12 protein-coding genes, 1 tRNA gene, 2 pseudogenes and 1 other annotated feature are annotated in these 14,897 nt (G+C 67.7%); of the genes and pseudogenes, 3 read left to right on the top strand and 12 right to left on the bottom strand.

The window, feature by feature from the left end:
• Window positions 1-13 precede the first annotated feature (13 nt).
• The gene (locus ACUJ46_RS01535) at window positions 14-604 is read left to right on the top strand and encodes a GNAT family N-acetyltransferase (RefSeq protein WP_445388695.1); all 591 of its coding nucleotides are present in this window, start codon (window positions 14-16) and stop codon (window positions 602-604) included.
• Here ACUJ46_RS01535 and ACUJ46_RS01530 read toward each other — a convergent pair.
• From ACUJ46_RS01530 to ACUJ46_RS01475, 12 genes and pseudogenes are all read right to left on the bottom strand, one after another.
• Window positions 601-1,398 carry a crotonase/enoyl-CoA hydratase family protein gene (locus ACUJ46_RS01530; protein WP_445388694.1) on the bottom strand — a complete coding sequence of 266 codons (798 nt, stop codon included), beginning with the start codon at window positions 1,396-1,398 and terminating at the stop codon, window positions 601-603. The genes ACUJ46_RS01535 and ACUJ46_RS01530 overlap by 4 nt on opposite strands.
• A 104-nt stretch (window positions 1,399-1,502) precedes the next feature.
• Window positions 1,503-2,354 carry a universal stress protein gene (locus tag ACUJ46_RS01525; RefSeq protein WP_445388693.1) on the bottom strand — a complete coding sequence of 284 codons (852 nt, stop codon included), beginning with the start codon at window positions 2,352-2,354 and terminating at the stop codon, window positions 1,503-1,505.
• A gap of 13 nt (window positions 2,355-2,367) precedes the next feature.
• On the bottom strand, window positions 2,368-3,849 hold the full coding sequence (locus ACUJ46_RS01520) for a SulP family inorganic anion transporter (protein WP_445388692.1): 1,482 nt from the start codon (window positions 3,847-3,849) through the stop codon (window positions 2,368-2,370).
• A 76-nt stretch (window positions 3,850-3,925) separates the two neighbouring features.
• Window positions 3,926-3,978: a sequence feature (sul1 is cis-regulatory element that is thought to sense ions involved in sulfur or methionine metabolism; They are found in Alphaproteobacteria), on the bottom strand.
• A gap of 127 nt (window positions 3,979-4,105) precedes the next feature.
• Window positions 4,106-4,798 carry a restriction endonuclease gene (locus ACUJ46_RS01515; RefSeq protein WP_445389504.1) on the bottom strand — a complete coding sequence of 231 codons (693 nt, stop codon included), beginning with the start codon at window positions 4,796-4,798 and terminating at the stop codon, window positions 4,106-4,108.
• Between the two features lie 21 nt (window positions 4,799-4,819).
• Window positions 4,820-5,002: pseudogene (locus ACUJ46_RS01510) on the bottom strand (winged helix-turn-helix domain-containing protein); the annotation flags it as partial.
• 177 nt (window positions 5,003-5,179) lie between these two features.
• A pseudogene (locus ACUJ46_RS01505) lies at window positions 5,180-5,910 on the bottom strand (IS5 family transposase).
• A gap of 198 nt (window positions 5,911-6,108) precedes the next feature.
• A tRNA-Lys gene (locus tag ACUJ46_RS01500) sits at window positions 6,109-6,184 on the bottom strand.
• A 141-nt stretch (window positions 6,185-6,325) separates the two neighbouring features.
• Window positions 6,326-7,441, bottom strand: a complete 1,116-nt coding sequence (gene rodA / locus ACUJ46_RS01495; RefSeq protein ID WP_445388691.1) for a rod shape-determining protein RodA — start codon at window positions 7,439-7,441, stop codon at window positions 6,326-6,328.
• Window positions 7,438-9,402, bottom strand: coding sequence for a penicillin-binding protein 2 (gene mrdA, locus ACUJ46_RS01490; RefSeq protein ID WP_445388690.1), 1,965 nt, complete (start codon window positions 9,400-9,402; stop codon window positions 7,438-7,440). Before mrdA ends, rodA begins: the two co-directional genes overlap by 4 nt.
• Window positions 9,399-9,920, bottom strand: coding sequence for a rod shape-determining protein MreD (mreD, locus tag ACUJ46_RS01485; RefSeq protein ID WP_445388689.1), 522 nt, complete (start codon window positions 9,918-9,920; stop codon window positions 9,399-9,401). The genes mrdA and mreD overlap by 4 nt, the downstream gene beginning before the upstream one ends.
• Window positions 9,917-10,921, bottom strand: coding sequence for a rod shape-determining protein MreC (gene mreC, locus ACUJ46_RS01480; RefSeq protein WP_445388688.1), 1,005 nt, complete (start codon window positions 10,919-10,921; stop codon window positions 9,917-9,919). The genes mreD and mreC overlap by 4 nt, the downstream gene beginning before the upstream one ends.
• A gap of 150 nt (window positions 10,922-11,071) precedes the next feature.
• Entirely contained in the window at window positions 11,072-12,115 is a 1,044-nt protein-coding gene (locus tag ACUJ46_RS01475; protein ID WP_445388687.1) for a rod shape-determining protein, read from the bottom strand.
• 270 nt (window positions 12,116-12,385) lie between these two features.
• Here ACUJ46_RS01475 and mutL point away from each other — a divergent pair, with 270 nt between their 5' ends.
• Together mutL and ACUJ46_RS01465 are read left to right on the top strand one after the other, a co-directional pair.
• On the top strand, window positions 12,386-14,224 hold the full coding sequence (gene mutL / locus ACUJ46_RS01470) for a DNA mismatch repair endonuclease MutL (RefSeq protein ID WP_445388686.1): 1,839 nt from the start codon (window positions 12,386-12,388) through the stop codon (window positions 14,222-14,224).
• 143 nt (window positions 14,225-14,367) lie between these two features.
• A complete protein-coding gene (locus ACUJ46_RS01465; RefSeq protein ID WP_445388685.1) occupies window positions 14,368-14,829 on the top strand; it encodes a hypothetical protein in 462 nt (153 codons plus the stop codon).
• The last annotated feature ends 68 nt before the right edge of the window (window positions 14,830-14,897 follow it).

Below are 14,897 nucleotides of genomic sequence, written 5' to 3'. Positions count from 1 at the left end.
CAGGAGAAGACCCATGCGCGAAGCCCGAACGGACGACTGGCAGGAGATCGGCGCAACCATCGGCGCGGCCTTCGCCGAAGACCCCGTCGCCAGCTGGACATTGGGCGCACCTGCCATGATCCGCGAGGCCTTCACCCGCATGGCGCGCCATGTCTATCTGCCGCGCGGGCTGGCAATGCTGGAAGAGGGCAAGGGCGGCACGCTGTGGCTGGGCCCGGGCGGCCGCAAGGGCATGGCGGCATTGCCGCAACTGGGGCTTCTGGCGCGGCTGGTGCTGGCCAGCGGTCCGGGGGCCATCGGCCGGGCGCTGGCGGTGGAAAAGGTGATGGACGAAAACCGCCCCGCCTTTCCGCATTATTATCTCTTCGCCGTGGGCGTTGTGCCCGAGGCGCGCGGCCAGGGGCTGGCACGCCGCCTGATCGGGGAAACGCTGGCGCTGGCCGATCGCGCCGGCCAGCCCTGCTATCTGGAAAACAGCAACCCGCGCAATGAAAGCCTCTATCGCGGGCTGGGCTTCACCCCGCAGGCCACCTTCCACCCCGCCGGTGGCGGACCGCCTCTTACGGCCATGGTCCGCCAGCCAGGCGCGGGGCTTTCGGCCTAGCGGAAGACCGGGGCGCGCTTTTCCATGTTCGCCATCACGGCCTCGACCTGGTTGGGCGAGCCGATGAGGGCGGTCTGCTCCACCGATTCCGCCAGCAGGATTTCGGCAGCCGTCGCATGGGCGGGCAGGTTCAGCAGCCGCTTGCCGGCGCGGATGGCATCGGGGTTCTTGCCGGCGACATCGGCTGCATAGGCCAGCGCTTCGGCGCGCGGGTCGGCGCACACACGCGTCACAAGGCCAAGGCCGAGGCCTTCCTCGCCGGTGAAGATGCGGCCGCTGAAGGTCAGGTCCCGGGCCACGTCATCGCGCACCAGGCCGCGCAGCAGCACCATGCCGCCCATGTCTGGCACAAGGCCCCACTTGATTTCCATGACCGCCATGCGGGCATCCGGGGTGGCGAAGCGCATGTCGGCCCCCAGCGCCAGCTGGAAGCCGCCGCCGAAAGCGACACCGGTGATGGCCGCGATCACCGGCACGGGCACTTCGCGCCACACCAGGCAGGCCTGCTGGGCGCGGTTGGCGCCGCCCGGCGTGCGGGGCGTTTCCACCAGCCCGTCGCTGCGGCGCGAACCGCTGGCCATGCCGGCGAAGTTCGATGTGTCGAGCCCGGCGCAGAAGGCGCGGCCCTCGCCCGAAATCACGACGGCGCGCACGGCCTTGTCTTCCTTCAGCCGCTCGCCCGTCTCGATCAGGGCGGAGAACATCGCATCATCCAGCGCGTTCATCTTGTCGGTCCGGGTCAGCCGCACATCGGCGACACCGTCCCGCATTTCCACCGTCACGCGATCCGTCATCGCAAACTCCCTCCTTGCCGGGCCAGTTACAGGCCCTGATCTATGCAAGAGGCAGCCTGCCCTGCCACCGGCTTAATATCGCAGGTGGCAGGCTGTCGCAGGCCTCAGCGGAAGAGCAGCACCGGAATGGCGCAGGACCGGACCATGGCCGTGGTCGTGCTGCCCATGATCATGGTGCGCAGGGGGCTGTGGCCATAGGCGCCCATCAGCAGCATGTCGGCGCCGGTCGTGGCGATCTGGCCCGCGATCACCTCTTCCGCCTTGCCGTCGATGATGTCGACGCTGCTATTGTCCCGCGTGGCGAGCAGTTCGCGCGCCCAGTTCAGATGCGATGCCTGCGCACCCTCCTCGCGGCCGGCCATCACCACATGCAGCCGCAGGTCCGCGAACAGCGGCGAGCTTGCGGCATGGGCCACAGCCTTGCGCGAACTCGGCCCGCCATCGAAGGCGACGAGGATGGTCGTGGGCTCGGCGAACGCGCGCGAGGCGACGAGCAGTGGCCGGATCGACTGCCGCGCCACGCGCTCGACCTTGCTGCCCAGATGGCCCCTGGCGAAATCGGCCGATGCGCCACGCTTGCCGATCACGACGAGGTCGGCCGCTTCCTCATGCTCGATGATGGTCTCCACGATGCCGCCGTGCCTGTGGGTCAGGGTCACGTCGGCCATGCCGAGTTCCGCGAGGTGGCTTGCGGCCGCTGCCAGCAGGGCGCGGCCCTTTTCCTGTGCCAGCCAGCCTTCCTGCTCCTCGATTTGCACCAGCTCTTCCATCAGGGCCGATTTCGCGCCCAGCCCGACAGCGCCGGAAAGGTCATGCCGCGCCGCCACGGCATCCTTGCGCTGGATGACATGCAGCACCTCGACCGACGCGCCGAGCCGCCGGGCCGCCCAGGCTGCATGGTCGATCACGCTGGTCGCATAGAGGGAGGCATCGATGGCCGCCAGGATCCTGTTCATGTCCGTCTCCCCGTCAGTGCTGCATCAGCCGCGCGGCATCGGGTTTTTCCGATACGCCGAACCTGTCCACCATGGTGGCGCTGGCCTCGTTCAGGCCGAGCACCTCGACCGCCGTGCCTTCGCGCCGCAGCTTCAGCACGGCCTTGTCCAGCGCTGCGACGGCCGAAATGTCCCAGAAATGGGCTTCCCGCACGTCGATCACCACTTTCTCGACCACCTCGCGGAAGTCGAAGGCTTCGAGGAAACTGTCGACCGACGCAAAGAAGATCTGCCCCCTGAAGCGATAGGTCCGCACCCGGCCTTCGGCATCGATGGCGCTGTCCACCGCGAAAAGGCGGCTGACCTTGCTGGCGAAGAAGATGCCGGAAAGCAGCACGCCCACCAGCACGCCCTGGGCGAGATCGTGGGTCCACACCACCATCACCACGGTTGCCAGCATCACGACGCTGCTGTGCCAGGGGTTGGTGCGCAAGTCCGTCACCGAACGCCAGCTGAAGGTGCCGATGGACACCATGATCATCACCGCCACCAGCGCCGGCATCGGGATCTTCGCCACCAGCGGGCCAAGCACGACGATGAGGAAAAGCAGCACGACCCCGGCGACAAGGGCGGATAGCCGCCCCTGCCCGCCCGATTTCACATTGATGACCGACTGGCCGATCATCGCGCAGCCGCCCATGCCGCCGAGGAAGCCGGTGATGAAATTGGCGATTCCCTGCCCGCGCACTTCGCGCGGCTTGTCGCTGGGGGTGTCGGTCAGGTCATCGACAATCTGGGCTGTCAGCAGGCTTTCCAGCAGGCCGACCGCCGCCATGGCGACGGAATAGGGCAGGATGATGCGCAGCGTTTCCAGCGTGAAGGGCACATCCGGCAGGGCGAAGAACGGCAGGGACGAGGGCAGTTCGCCCATGTCCCCCACGCGGTTCACATCGAGGTTCCAGTAGATGGCCGCCGCCGTCAGCAGCACGATGGCCACCAGCGGCGAGGGGATGGCGCGGGTGAGCCTGGGGAAGAGATAGATGATGGCCAGCGCCGCCCCGACCATCGGATAGGTCAGCCAGCTGACCCCGATGAGCTGCGGCAGCTGCGCCATGAAGATCAGGATGGCAAGCGCGTTGACGAAACCTGTCATCACCGATTTCGAGACAAAGCGCATCAGCCGGTGGAAGCCGAGATAGCCGGCGCCGATCTGCAGCACGCCCATCAGGATGGTGGCGGCGAAGAGATGGCCGAGGCCATGGTCCTTCACCAGCGGCACGACGAGGACCGCGACGGCCGCCGTCGCCGCCGAGATCATGCCCGGCCGGCCGCCGACGAGGGCGGTGATGACGGCGATCGAGAAGGAGGCGTAAAGCCCGACCTTGGGATCGACGCCGGCGATGATGGAAAAGCCGATCGCTTCGGGAATGAGGGCGAGCGCCACGACGATGCCGGCGAGACTGTCGCCGCGCGGGTTGGAAAGCCAGGTGCGGCCGAAATCGCGGATTGCGGTCATGAAGAAAGAGCCATCTCGTCATCGCCTGTCGCGTTGCGGGCCGCCACAGGGTGGCCCGCGACACATCGGCGATTCAGGGTTTCCGGGGGATAGGCGCCCGGCCGAGCCACCCGGCATGCCGGGTCCGGCGAACGAGGGCGTGTTTATGGCCTGGCCGCAGGAAGCGCAACCCTGCGGGGTGCATTGGTGGCGGACGGGCTAGCCGCTCCCACTCTTAATTTCTGGGTGACGACTATCTCTGCCAATTCGTGAGCCTTCAACCCTCTCCGAAGAAGTCCTCGTCGATGCGCTTGACCTTGATCTCTCGGCTGATTCTGACTCCGACCCCATATTCAATCATCAGATCGGTCAGACGCGCGCCATCAATAAGGATCACACGCTGGGGGATTTGTTCCGCGTATTGCCGGGCGCCTGCGCTGAAATTTGAAGTTGTTACGAATACGCCTTTGTTCGCACCGAAGCCGACGAGGCTTCCCACAAAGCCCTGAACCTCTGGTCGTTGGACAGTATTCGTTGCGGCATACCGCTTGGCCTGAACATATATACGGTCGAGACCGAGCCGGTCCTCGTCAATGACCCCATCGACACCATTGTCGCCACTCTTGCCAAGCTTGAGTGCGGCGCTTTCATGCGACCCGCCGTAGCCCATCGCCACTAGCAGATCGACGATCAGTTGCTCAAAGAACAGGGGCGAGTTGTCGAGAATGCGTTGCAGGAGTTCGCCACTCAACGCCGAGTGCAAGACTGCCTGAGCCGCATCAATCTGCTCTTCCGGCGTAGCCGAGGAAGCTGATGCAGCCTCCGCTACAGGCTTTTCAGCCTTAGTCTGGCCTGCCGATCCCGCCTTTTGGAACTCGACGAAGCTGGGATAGGACTTCAGTGTCTCGTTGTCGATTGAGGCCGGGTTCTTGGCCAACAAAGCCTTGCCAGTCTCAGTGGCACGGAACACGCCACGCTGGGGGCTTTCAAGCAGCCCCGCCCGGGTCATGTATAGCTTGGCCCAATGGATACGATTGTGCAGGAGGCGCTGGCGTCCGCTGGGCAGGGGTTCCTCGCGTTCTTCCTCTGTGAGTTTGAACTGGTCGGCTATCGCGTCCGCTGCCTTGGGGACTCTCCACTCACCTTGCGCAGCGAGCTTCAGGACTGGCAGCATAAGGGTCTGATAATCTGGTACCGGCACACGATCCCCCTTTCCCGCCTGGCCTCCCACAAAGAGCATCTGATGCCAAGTGGGCGCGACTCGCTTGGGGTGGACCTGTAGGCGCGAACGCCTACACCCCTGCCTGAAACTTAAAGTCCCGATCCGAAGGCTCTCGTCCGTCCGTGTTACCTAGGCCTCGTGGACAAAGGGTATCCACAGTTTGATTGAGGCGAGCGCGACGAAGCCGAGGTAGGATTCTCGGGTCTTGTCGTACCGGGTGGCTATGCGGCGCCAGTTCTTCAGCTTGCTGAACAGGCGCTCGACGAGGTTTCGCCAGCGGTATTTCTCGCGGTCGTGCGGGATGAGGCTTCGGCGGTTGGACTTGGCCGGGATGACCGCCTCGATGCCGGCTTCGGCGATCTCCGCGCGGATGGTGTCGGCATCATAGCCCTTGTCCGCCAGCAGCGCCTCGATGCGGTCGGCCAGCATTCGGAACAGCGGCCCGAAGCCCTGGGTGTCATGCGCCTGAACCGGCGTCAGCACGAACCCGAGCGGTCGGCCGTGGCCGTCGCATCGGGCGTGGAGCTTGGTGGTGAAGCCGCCGCGCGAGCGGCCGAGGCCCTGGGCCTCTTGATCCCCCTTTTTAGGCCGACGGCACAATGATGTGCCCGGACCACCGTGCTGTCGATCATGTCGGCGGTCGTATCCCGCTCGACCATCTCGGATAAGGTCTCCAGCAGCGCGTCGAAAACGCCCATCTCCACCCATCGCCGGTAGCGCCGGAACACGCTGTTCCACTTGCCATATTCATCCGGCAAGTGCCGCCATTGCGACCCCGTCCGCGCCATCCAAAGCATGCCTTCGAAATAGAGCCGGTTGTCCTGCGAGGGCCGGCAGCCCCGTCCATGCTCGGCCGGCAACAACGGCCCGATCAGCGCCCACTCCGCATCCGTTACCCCAATCCGCTCGCCCAACGCCGCCTCCAAAAGACAGCGTTGAATCAGCGACCGAGTCCTACGTCAAGCTTTGTCCACGAGGCCTAGACTGATACCTGATCGAACGAGACGCCAGCCTGTTACCTTTCGGCTCAGGACTTTTCTAATGTTTTCAAATAGAGGTGGTGGACGCACTAGGGCTCGAACCTAGGACCCGCTGATTAAGAGTCAGCTGCTCTACCAACTGAGCTATGCGTCCATGCCGGTGACGGCTGCCGCTTGAGGCGACTGGAGGCGCGCGGTTAGCAAGGGTGGGCGGGCTTGTCCAGTGATTCGTGCATGCCGCCTCTGCGCATAGGCCCTTCCGGCCTGCCTTCCCGCCTGTCGCACGCCCCCGGCCTCAGATCTGCTTTTCCGCGCGCTGGCGGTGAATGCCCATCAGGATTCCAAAGGCGATCATCACCGTCATCATCGCGCTGCCGCCATAGCTCATCAGCGGAAAGGGTATGCCCACCACCGGCGCCAGCCCCATCACCATCATCGTGTTGATCAGCACATAGAAGAAGATCGTCATCGAAAGGCCGGCCGCCAGAATGCGCGCGAAGGTCAGCTCCGTCTTCATCGCCAGCCGCAGGCCCCAGTTCAGCAGCAGCCCATAGGCCAGCAGCAGCCCCGCCCCGCCCATCAGGCCCCATTCCTCGGCCATGGTGGCGAACACGAAATCCGTGTGCTGTTCGGGCAGATACTGAAGATGGCTCTGCGTACCGTTCAGGAAGCCCTTGCCCGAAAGCCCACCCGAACCGATCGCGATCTTCGACTGGGTGATGTGATAGCCGGCCCCCAGCGGGTCGGCCTCCGGGTCGAGGAAGATCATCACCCGCCGCTTCTGATAATCATGCAGCATCTGGTAAAGGAACGGCAGCGCCGCCAGCCCGGTGGCGCCGGGCACCAGGATCCAGCGCAGCGGCAGGCCGCCAAGGAACATCGCCGTCACCCCGCCCGCCACGATCATCAGCGACGTGCCAAGATCGGGCTGCAGCAGCACGAAGGCCGTGGGCAGGCCGATCAGCGCCAGCGGCGGCCAGATGCCGGCAAAGCGCCCGGCATAGCCGCGCGGCAGGAAATGATAGAAACGCGCGATGGCCAGCACGATGGCAAGCTTCATCAGCTCCGACGGCTGCAGCCGGATGATGCCGAGATCGAGCCAGCGCTGCGCCCCGCCGGCCACCTGCCCCAGCACCTCCACCGCGATCAGCGCCAGCAGCACCACCGCATATATGGGGTAGGCCAGCCTGAGCCATGTGCCCAGCGGCACCTGCGCCAGCAGCAGCGCCAGCCCGAGGAAGGCGGTGAAGCGCACCCCGTGGTTCAGCGCCCAGGGCGTGATGCTGCCGCCGGCCGCCGAATAAAGGACAGTGACGGAAAAGCCACCGATCAGCAGCAGCAGCAGGATCACCCCCCATGGCAGGGCGCCAAGACGCTGCGGCCAGCGCGTGTTGAGCAGCGCCCCGATCATGCGCCTGATCCTTGCGTTGGCTCTGGTGCCGGGGCGGGAGCCGGAGCGGCCGCAGCGGCCTCGGCAGCGGCCTCGGCAGCGGCGGCCGCGCGGGCGGCTTCCGCTTCGCGCGCGCGGCGTTCGGCATCGCGCGCGCCCTGCAGCCGGGCAAGATCCGCCTCGGCCTTTTCCCGGTCATAGAGGTAGGTCAGAAGATCGCGCGCGATGGGGGCAGCCGCCCCCGAACCGGAACTGCCATGCTCGACGATGATGCTGACCGCATAGCGCGGCGCCTCCACCGGCGCGAAGGCCACGAACAGCGCATGATCGCGGAATTTCCACGGCAGGCTGGCGTTGCTGCGCACGCCGCGCCGCCGTTCCGCCGCCGTGATCCGGCGCACCTGCGCCGTGCCCGTCTTGCCCGCCAGGCGCACACCCTCCACCGGGAGCCGCGCCCGGCGCGCCGTGCCGCCCGCCCCGTTCACCACATCATCCATGCCCTGTCGCACGACATCGAGATAGTCCGCCGGAATGCCAAGCGGCGCGAAAGGCGGCAGCGGCGGCCCCGCCAGCAGGCGCGGCTCGACAAGCCGCCCCGTAGCGATGCGGGATGTCATCACCGCCAGCTGCAGCGGGTTCGTCACCAGATAGCCCTGGCCGATCGACATGTTGAGCGTGTCGGCCACGCGCCAGTCCTCGTCGTAGCGTTCGCGCTTCCAGGCGGGGTCGGGCACGATGCCCCGGCGCTGCACCGGCATGGGCAGATCGAATTTGGCTTCCAGCCCCAGTTTGCGCGCCATGTCCGCAACCGCCTGCGCCCCGATGCGCCGCGCCATGGAATAGAAATAGACATTGCAACTCTGCGCGATGCCGGACCGCATGTCGACCATGCCGTGGCCGCTGCGCTTGTGGCAGTGCCAGGTGTTCCTGCCCAGCGTGTAGCGGCCGTTGCAGCCCACCCGCTCATCCGGCAGCACGCCTTCCGAAAGCGCGGCCAGCGCCGTCACCATCTTGAAGGTGGAGCCGGGCACATAGAGGCCCTGCAGCGTCTTGTTCAGCAGCGGGTTGCGCTCATCGGCCTGAAGCGCCTTCCACAGCCGCGACGGGATGCGGTTGGAAAAGATGTTGGGATCGAAGGACGGAAGGGAGATCAGGCACTTTATGTCCCCCGTCAGGCAATCGAGCACGACAGCGCTGACGCTCTCCCCGCCGATCCGCTCGGCGGCAAAGGCCTGGAGGCCGCGATCGATGGTGAGGCGCACGCTATCGCCCGGAACATCGTCGCGCGTGTCCAGCTCGCGCACGATGCGGCCGCGCGCGTTCACCTCCACCCGCCGCGCGCCTGGCCGGCCGCGCAGGCTGGAATCGAGCGCCTTCTCGATACCATCCTTGCCCAGCCGGAAGCCGGGCTGAAGATAGAGCGGATCGCGCTTTTCCCGATATTGTTCCGCAGTCGGCGGGCCGACATAGCCGAGCAGATGCCCGAAGGCCGCGCCATCGGGATAATGGCGCACATAGCTCTTCGACGGCCGCAGGCCCGGCATGTCGGCAAGCTCCAGGTTGATGGCCGCATAGGCTTCCCAGCCGATGTCGTCGGCGATGGACAACGCTGCCGATGGCGGCAGGTCGCACGCCTCCTCCAGAATGCGCTCCCGCTCGGCCTCTTCCAGCGGCACGAAGGCGGCCACCCGGTCGAGCGCCTGGCCCAGATCGCCGGCGAGCGAGGGCACGATCTCGACCGAATAGGCCGGGCGGTTGGTGGCGAGCGCCGCGCCTGACGCATCGATGATCCAGCCACGGCGCGGCGGAATCAGCTGCAGGGCGACCCGATTGTCCTCGGCGGCGTCGGCATAGCGGTCGGCCTCGGCGATGGAGAGATAGGCCATGCGCCCGATCAGCCCGGCGCCCGCCAGCGCCTGTATGCCGCCCAGGAAAAAGGCGCGCCTGCCGAACTGGCGCCGGCTGTGACCGTCGGCCGTCACGCCCAGCCGCTCCGCTCGATCATGCGCCGCCGCACGCGGGCGGCCAGCGCCATGGCGGGCGGGTAGGCAAGAAGGGTGATACCGGCCTGCGCCAGCATGGGCAGAAGCGGCGCGCGGTTGCCGGTGAAGCCGAGAAGCTGCCAGCCAATCACATGGCCCGCCAGCAGGAGAATGGCGGCGAACAGCCAGTCGAGTGCGAGGCTCCGCCCTTCCATCCGCGCCTCGACCAGCCGGACGGCAATGACCGAGGCCGTGAACAGGAAGCCCTGAACGCCCAGCGGCATACCGGAAACAAGATCGGCGAGCAGCCCGAGGACAAGCGCCACCAAGGCCGGCATCAGGCGCGGCTGCAGGCTGGCCCAGATGATGACGAGGAGCCAGGCGAAATTCGGCATCACGCTCCAGGCAAGCGGCAGCGGCAGGGCCATCAGCAGCATCGCCAGCAATACGGTGAAGGACGGCATGAGGCGACGAAGCCGCTCGCCTGCAGCGGCCTCGCGCGGGGTCGTCAGGCTCATGCGGGCGGCCTCGCCTGCCCGGCGGCGGGCGCCTGAGCCGCAGCAGGGGTCGGGGCGGGGGTCGGGGCGGGCGTCGCCTGCGGCACCGGCAGGTCAGGCTCGGACGGGGCCGGCTCGGCGTCCACCGGCACGGGCGGGGGCAGCCAGGGGGCTTCCACCATCACGACACCAAGGCCCGTCGGGTTGGCGAGCGGCCGTGCCAGCGGCCTGTTCCTGCCTGCGTCCACGATCACCGCCACCGGAAGGCCGGGCGGGAAAAGGCCGCCGTCGCCCGTCGTCACCAGCCGGTCGCCTTCGCGGATCCGGTCCGTGCCCGAGGCGATGTCGAAGGCGAATTCCAGCAAAGTGCCGCCGGTGCCGGTGGCAAGGCCGGTCCAGCCGGTGCGCAGAACCTTCACGGGAACGCGGCTGTTGGCATCTGTCAGCAGCATCACGCGGGCCGATGTGCGGCCCACATCCGTCACCCGGCCGGCCAGGCCGTCCGCCGCGATCACCGGCATGCGCGGGCGCACGCCCTGATCGAGGCCGGTGCTGATGACGGCGGTGCGCGCGCCCGCGCTGGCCGACATGGCAGACGCCATGGCGCTCGTCACCAGCCGGCGCTCCGGCCGCCTCAGAGCGATCAGCCGCTCCATGCGGCGCACTTCGAGGGCAAGCGCATCGGCCTTGGCCGCGCGCCGGGTCGCGGCGGCTAGCCGGGCCTCCAGAGCCCGGTTGCGCTCGACCACCGCCACATGGTCGCCCATGGTCTTGCCGATGCCCCGCGCGGCATCGACAGGCGCGCGCGCGAAACTGATGACAGGCGAAAGCGCATCCAGCGTCGCGCCACGCATGCGGCTGCCAAGTGCCGGGTTCACCCGCTCGATCACCAGCAACAGCAGCGCAAAGGCAAGCAGCATCCCCGACAGCAGCGCCCCGAGCAGGGCAAGATTGCTGTCGCGCCGGGCAAAGCTGCTGCGGCGCACACCACGGGACAGGCTGGCTGACGAGGACCGTTTCATGTCGACGAAGGAAAGCTCCTCATCGGTCGCAACGCCATGGCGCGGCGGTGGCGATCATGGACGGGGGCTGGATGCCGGCACGGGGAACCGGCCAGACAAGCCAGGCAGCGGGAACCGATGCGCCCGTAAGCGCCGCAATGCCGCAGAGCCTCAGGCACTCATCAGCACGCCCCGGTAGATGGGGTCTTCGAGCGCCCGGCCAGTTCCCAGCGCAACGCAGGAAAGCGGATCCTCGGCCACTGTCACCGGCAGGCCCGTCGCCTCGCGCAGCGCCTCGTCAAGCCCGCCCAGAAGGGCGCCGCCACCCGTCAGCACGATGCCCTGATCGACGATGTCCGCCGCCAGTTCGGGCTGGGTATTCTCCAGCGCCAGCCGCACGCTTTCGATGATGGCCGAAACCGGCTCCGACAGCGCGTCGGCCACCTGCCCCTGGTTGATGGTGATTTCCTTGGGCACGCCGTTCACGAGGTCGCGGCCCTTGATTTCCAGCACTGCGCCGATGCCATCGGCCGGCGGCAGGGCGGCGCCGATCTGCTTCTTGATCCGCTCGGCCGTGGCGTCACCGATCAGCAGATTATGATTGCGGCGGACATAGTTGATGATCGCCTCGTCCATCTTGTCCCCGCCCACGCGGACGCTGGTGGTATAGGCAAGGCCGCGCAGCGACAGCACCGCGACTTCGGTCGTGCCGCCGCCGATATCCACCACCATGGAGCCGATCGGCTCGGTCACGGGCATGCCGGCGCCGATGGCGGCCGCCATCGGCTCGAGGATCAGGTGCACCTGCGCCGCCCCGGCGTTCGAGGCGGCATCGCGGATGGCCCGGCGCTCGACAGGGGTGGAGCCGGACGGCACGCAGATCACGATTTCGGGCCAGCTGGGCAGGCGGCTGGCGCCATGCACCTTGGTGATGAAATATTTGATCATCTCCTCGGCGGTCTCGATGTCGGCGATCACGCCATCCCGCAGGGGACGGATCGCCTCGACGTTGCCGGGGGTCTTGCCCATCATCAGCTTGGCGTCATTGCCCACGGCCTTCACCTGCCGCCGGCCGTTCACCGTCTCGATCGCCACGACGGACGGTTCGTTCAGCACGATTCCGCGGCCGCGGGCATAGACCAGCGTATTGGCGGTGCCGAGGTCGATCGCCATGTCCTGGCTGAGAAAACCGAAGATGCGGTTGAAGAAGTTCACGTGGGCGACACCTTGTTCATGGCCGGGGGGGACGGATGGCCGCATCGCGACAGGGGCCTTTGCGTCCGGGCTGGGCGCTGGCTGCGGATGGTCCGGGCCGGGCGCTTCGGTGCACTGTTGCGAACTGTTGCGCGCATAGGCTGTCGCCCTTCCGCGCGCAAGGGATTCGGCCCTTTCCGGGCCTGTCTGCACTCCTGCCACGGGGCGCGGAAACAGCACGGCCTGCCGGGGCCTTGCGCCTGCCCCCCCGGCGGTGCGAAACGCTTCGGCATGCCCATCCGCCGCCTTCCCTCCCACCTGGTCGACCGCATCGCCGCCGGCGAGGTGGTCGAGCGCCCGGCGAGCGTGGTGAAGGAGCTGGTCGAGAACAGCCTCGATGCCGGCGCGCGCCGGATCGAGATCCGGCTGGAAGGCGATGCATCCGCGCTGATCCAGGTGATCGACGACGGCCAGGGCATGGAACCGGCGGAGATGCGCCTCGCCATCGAGCGCCACGCCACGTCGAAACTGCCCGGCGACGACCTGCTCGACATCCACAGCTTCGGCTTCCGCGGCGAGGCGCTGCCCGCGATCGCATCGGTTGCCCGCTTCACGCTGGAAAGCCGCCCGCCGGGGGCCGAAACGGGCTGGCGGCTGGCGCTCGATTCGGGCGCACCGCTGTTCGACGGGCCAGCCGGCATGGCGCCGGGCACGCGCATCAGCGTGGAACAGCTCTTCGGCCGGGTGCCCGCGCGCGCCAAGTTCCTGAAATCCCCGCGCACGGAAATCACCGCCGTGGCGGATGTGGTGCGCCGGCTCGCCATGGCCCACCCGCAGACAGGCTTCCTGCTGCTGCACGATGGCCGCCGCCTGATCGACGTGCCGGCGGAACCGGGCGAAGGCGTGTCGGCGCTTGCCCGGCGCGTCATTGCCCTGCTGCCCCACGGGGCCGACATGGTGCCGGTGGATTTCGAACGGCCCGATCTCGTGATTGGCGGGCTGGCGGGCCTGCCGGCGGCAAGCCGCGCCACGGCAGAGCATCAATATCTGTTCGTCAATGGCCGGCCGGTGAAGGACCGCCAGCTGGTGGGCGCGCTCCGCGGCGCCTATGCCGACAGGCTGCCATCCGGCCGCCACGCCCTTGCCGCCCTGTTCGTGAGCCTGCCCGCCCATGAGGTGGACGTGAACGTGCACCCGGCCAAGACCGAAGTGCGCTTCCGCGAACCGGCCCGCATCCGCGGCAGCCTGATTTCCGCCGTGCGCCTTGCGCTGGAAGCAGCCGGAATCCGCCCGGTCGCCTCGGCCGGGCAGGCGCTTGCCGAAGCGCTGCGCCCGGCACAGCCTTTCGCACCGGAATCGCCTGGCACTATGCCACCCGAGGGTATCGGCCCGCCCTTTCCGCCCCCGGTGGAAGGCGTCCACACCCCGCCACGCCTTGCCGAGCTTTTGCCGGTCTGGTCGGCGCCGGCCGGCCGCGCGCCGGACAGGCCGCTGGCAGACATGCCCGATGCCCCGGCCGCGCCCCATGCCGCCACCGGGTCCGGCGCTGCTTATCCGCTCGGGGTCGCGCGCGGGCAGGTGGCAAACGCCTATATCGTCGCCGAAACCGCCGATGCCCTCGTGCTGGTGGACCAACATGCCGCCCATGAACGGCTGGTGCTGGAGGCAATGCGCGGGCGGGCCGGCGATGGCCCGCCGGCTGGCCAGCCGCTCCTCATTCCCGAAGTCGTGACGCTCGACCCCATGGCCTGCGACCGGCTGGAGGATGCCGCCGCCGCCCTCGCCGCCCTCGGGCTGGAGATCGAGCGTTTCGGGCCGGATGCGATCCTCGTGCGCGCCCTGCCGGCCATTCTCGGCAAGCCGGACACGAAGGCCCTGCTGACCGATCTCGCTGATGAACTGGCCGACGGCCAGGGGCCGCGCGCGCTGGAGGACAGGCTCGACCATGTCGCCGCCACCATCGCCTGCCATGGCAGCGTGCGGGCCGGACGGGCTCTCAGCATAGCGGAAATGAACGCCCTTCTGCGCCAGATGGAGGCCGTGCCCGCCAGCGGCACCTGCAACCATGGCCGCCCGACCTTCCTGAAACTCGGCAAGGACGAACTGGAAAAGCTGTTCCACCGGCGCTGAGGGGTGCTGACTGGCGCTGAGGGGTACTGACTGGCCCTGAGTGACGCTGACTGATGTTGACCCTTTCCGCCCCTGCCCGCATTCTGAACCCGCCGGTCATGGCGCCGGCCTGTTGCGTGCACAGGGGGAAGATGAGGATGATCATGCGTGGAAAGACGGCGCGTATCGTGCTTCTGGGATCGATGCTGGCGCTGGCGGCCTGCCAGCAGGGCGAAGGCGCCGGCGAATCGCGGGACATGCCCCCGCCCGACATCTCGCCCTCGGTCGCGGTGATGCCGTCACCCGACCTTCCGGACGACCAGACGACCGCAGAACAGAAGGCAGCGCAGGAAAAGGCCGCGGCCGACGCCGGCCTGCCACCCACGGTGCAGAGCCGCACCCGCTTCACCTGCGCCGATGGCAGTGCAATCGAGCTGCGCTTCTTCCCCGAGCAGGGCGTGGCCGTGCTGCTGCGCAACGGCGGCTCGCAGGAGCTTCAGGCCGAGCCGGCGGGCGAGGCCTACCGCTATCGCGGCGACGGCGTGCTCGTGGAGGGCAAGGACAACAGCCTGAACCTGACCATCGGCACCACGCCGGACATTGCCTGCACGGCAGCGGCCGGCTGAGGCGCAGGACCGGTCAGGACGAAGGACTGGTGGAGGGGCGCAGGGCCAGAAGCCCGTAGCCCCTCCAC

This window comes from Sandaracinobacteroides sp. A072, from assembly GCF_052616365.1.
This window is presented reverse-complemented; position numbering and strand designations above follow the sequence as displayed.

What these genes read in the sequence shown, in the direction of transcription:
- mreC (WP_445388688.1), bottom strand. Translation starts at nt 10,921, where the DNA reads ATGAAACGGTCCTCGTCAGCCAGCCTGTCCCGTGGTGTGCGCCGCAGC.
- ACUJ46_RS01535 (WP_445388695.1), top strand. Translation starts at nt 14, where the DNA reads ATGCGCGAAGCCCGAACGGACGACTGGCAGGAGATCGGCGCAACCATC.
- mreD (WP_445388689.1), bottom strand. Translation starts at nt 9,920, where the DNA reads ATGAGCCTGACGACCCCGCGCGAGGCCGCTGCAGGCGAGCGGCTTCGT.
- rodA (WP_445388691.1), bottom strand. Translation starts at nt 7,441, where the DNA reads ATGATCGGGGCGCTGCTCAACACGCGCTGGCCGCAGCGTCTTGGCGCC.
- mutL (WP_445388686.1), top strand. Translation starts at nt 12,386, where the DNA reads ATGCCCATCCGCCGCCTTCCCTCCCACCTGGTCGACCGCATCGCCGCC.
- ACUJ46_RS01465 (WP_445388685.1), top strand. Translation starts at nt 14,368, where the DNA reads ATGCGTGGAAAGACGGCGCGTATCGTGCTTCTGGGATCGATGCTGGCG.
- ACUJ46_RS01530 (WP_445388694.1), bottom strand. Translation starts at nt 1,398, where the DNA reads ATGACGGATCGCGTGACGGTGGAAATGCGGGACGGTGTCGCCGATGTG.
- ACUJ46_RS01520 (WP_445388692.1), bottom strand. Translation starts at nt 3,849, where the DNA reads ATGACCGCAATCCGCGATTTCGGCCGCACCTGGCTTTCCAACCCGCGC.
- ACUJ46_RS01525 (WP_445388693.1), bottom strand. Translation starts at nt 2,354, where the DNA reads ATGAACAGGATCCTGGCGGCCATCGATGCCTCCCTCTATGCGACCAGC.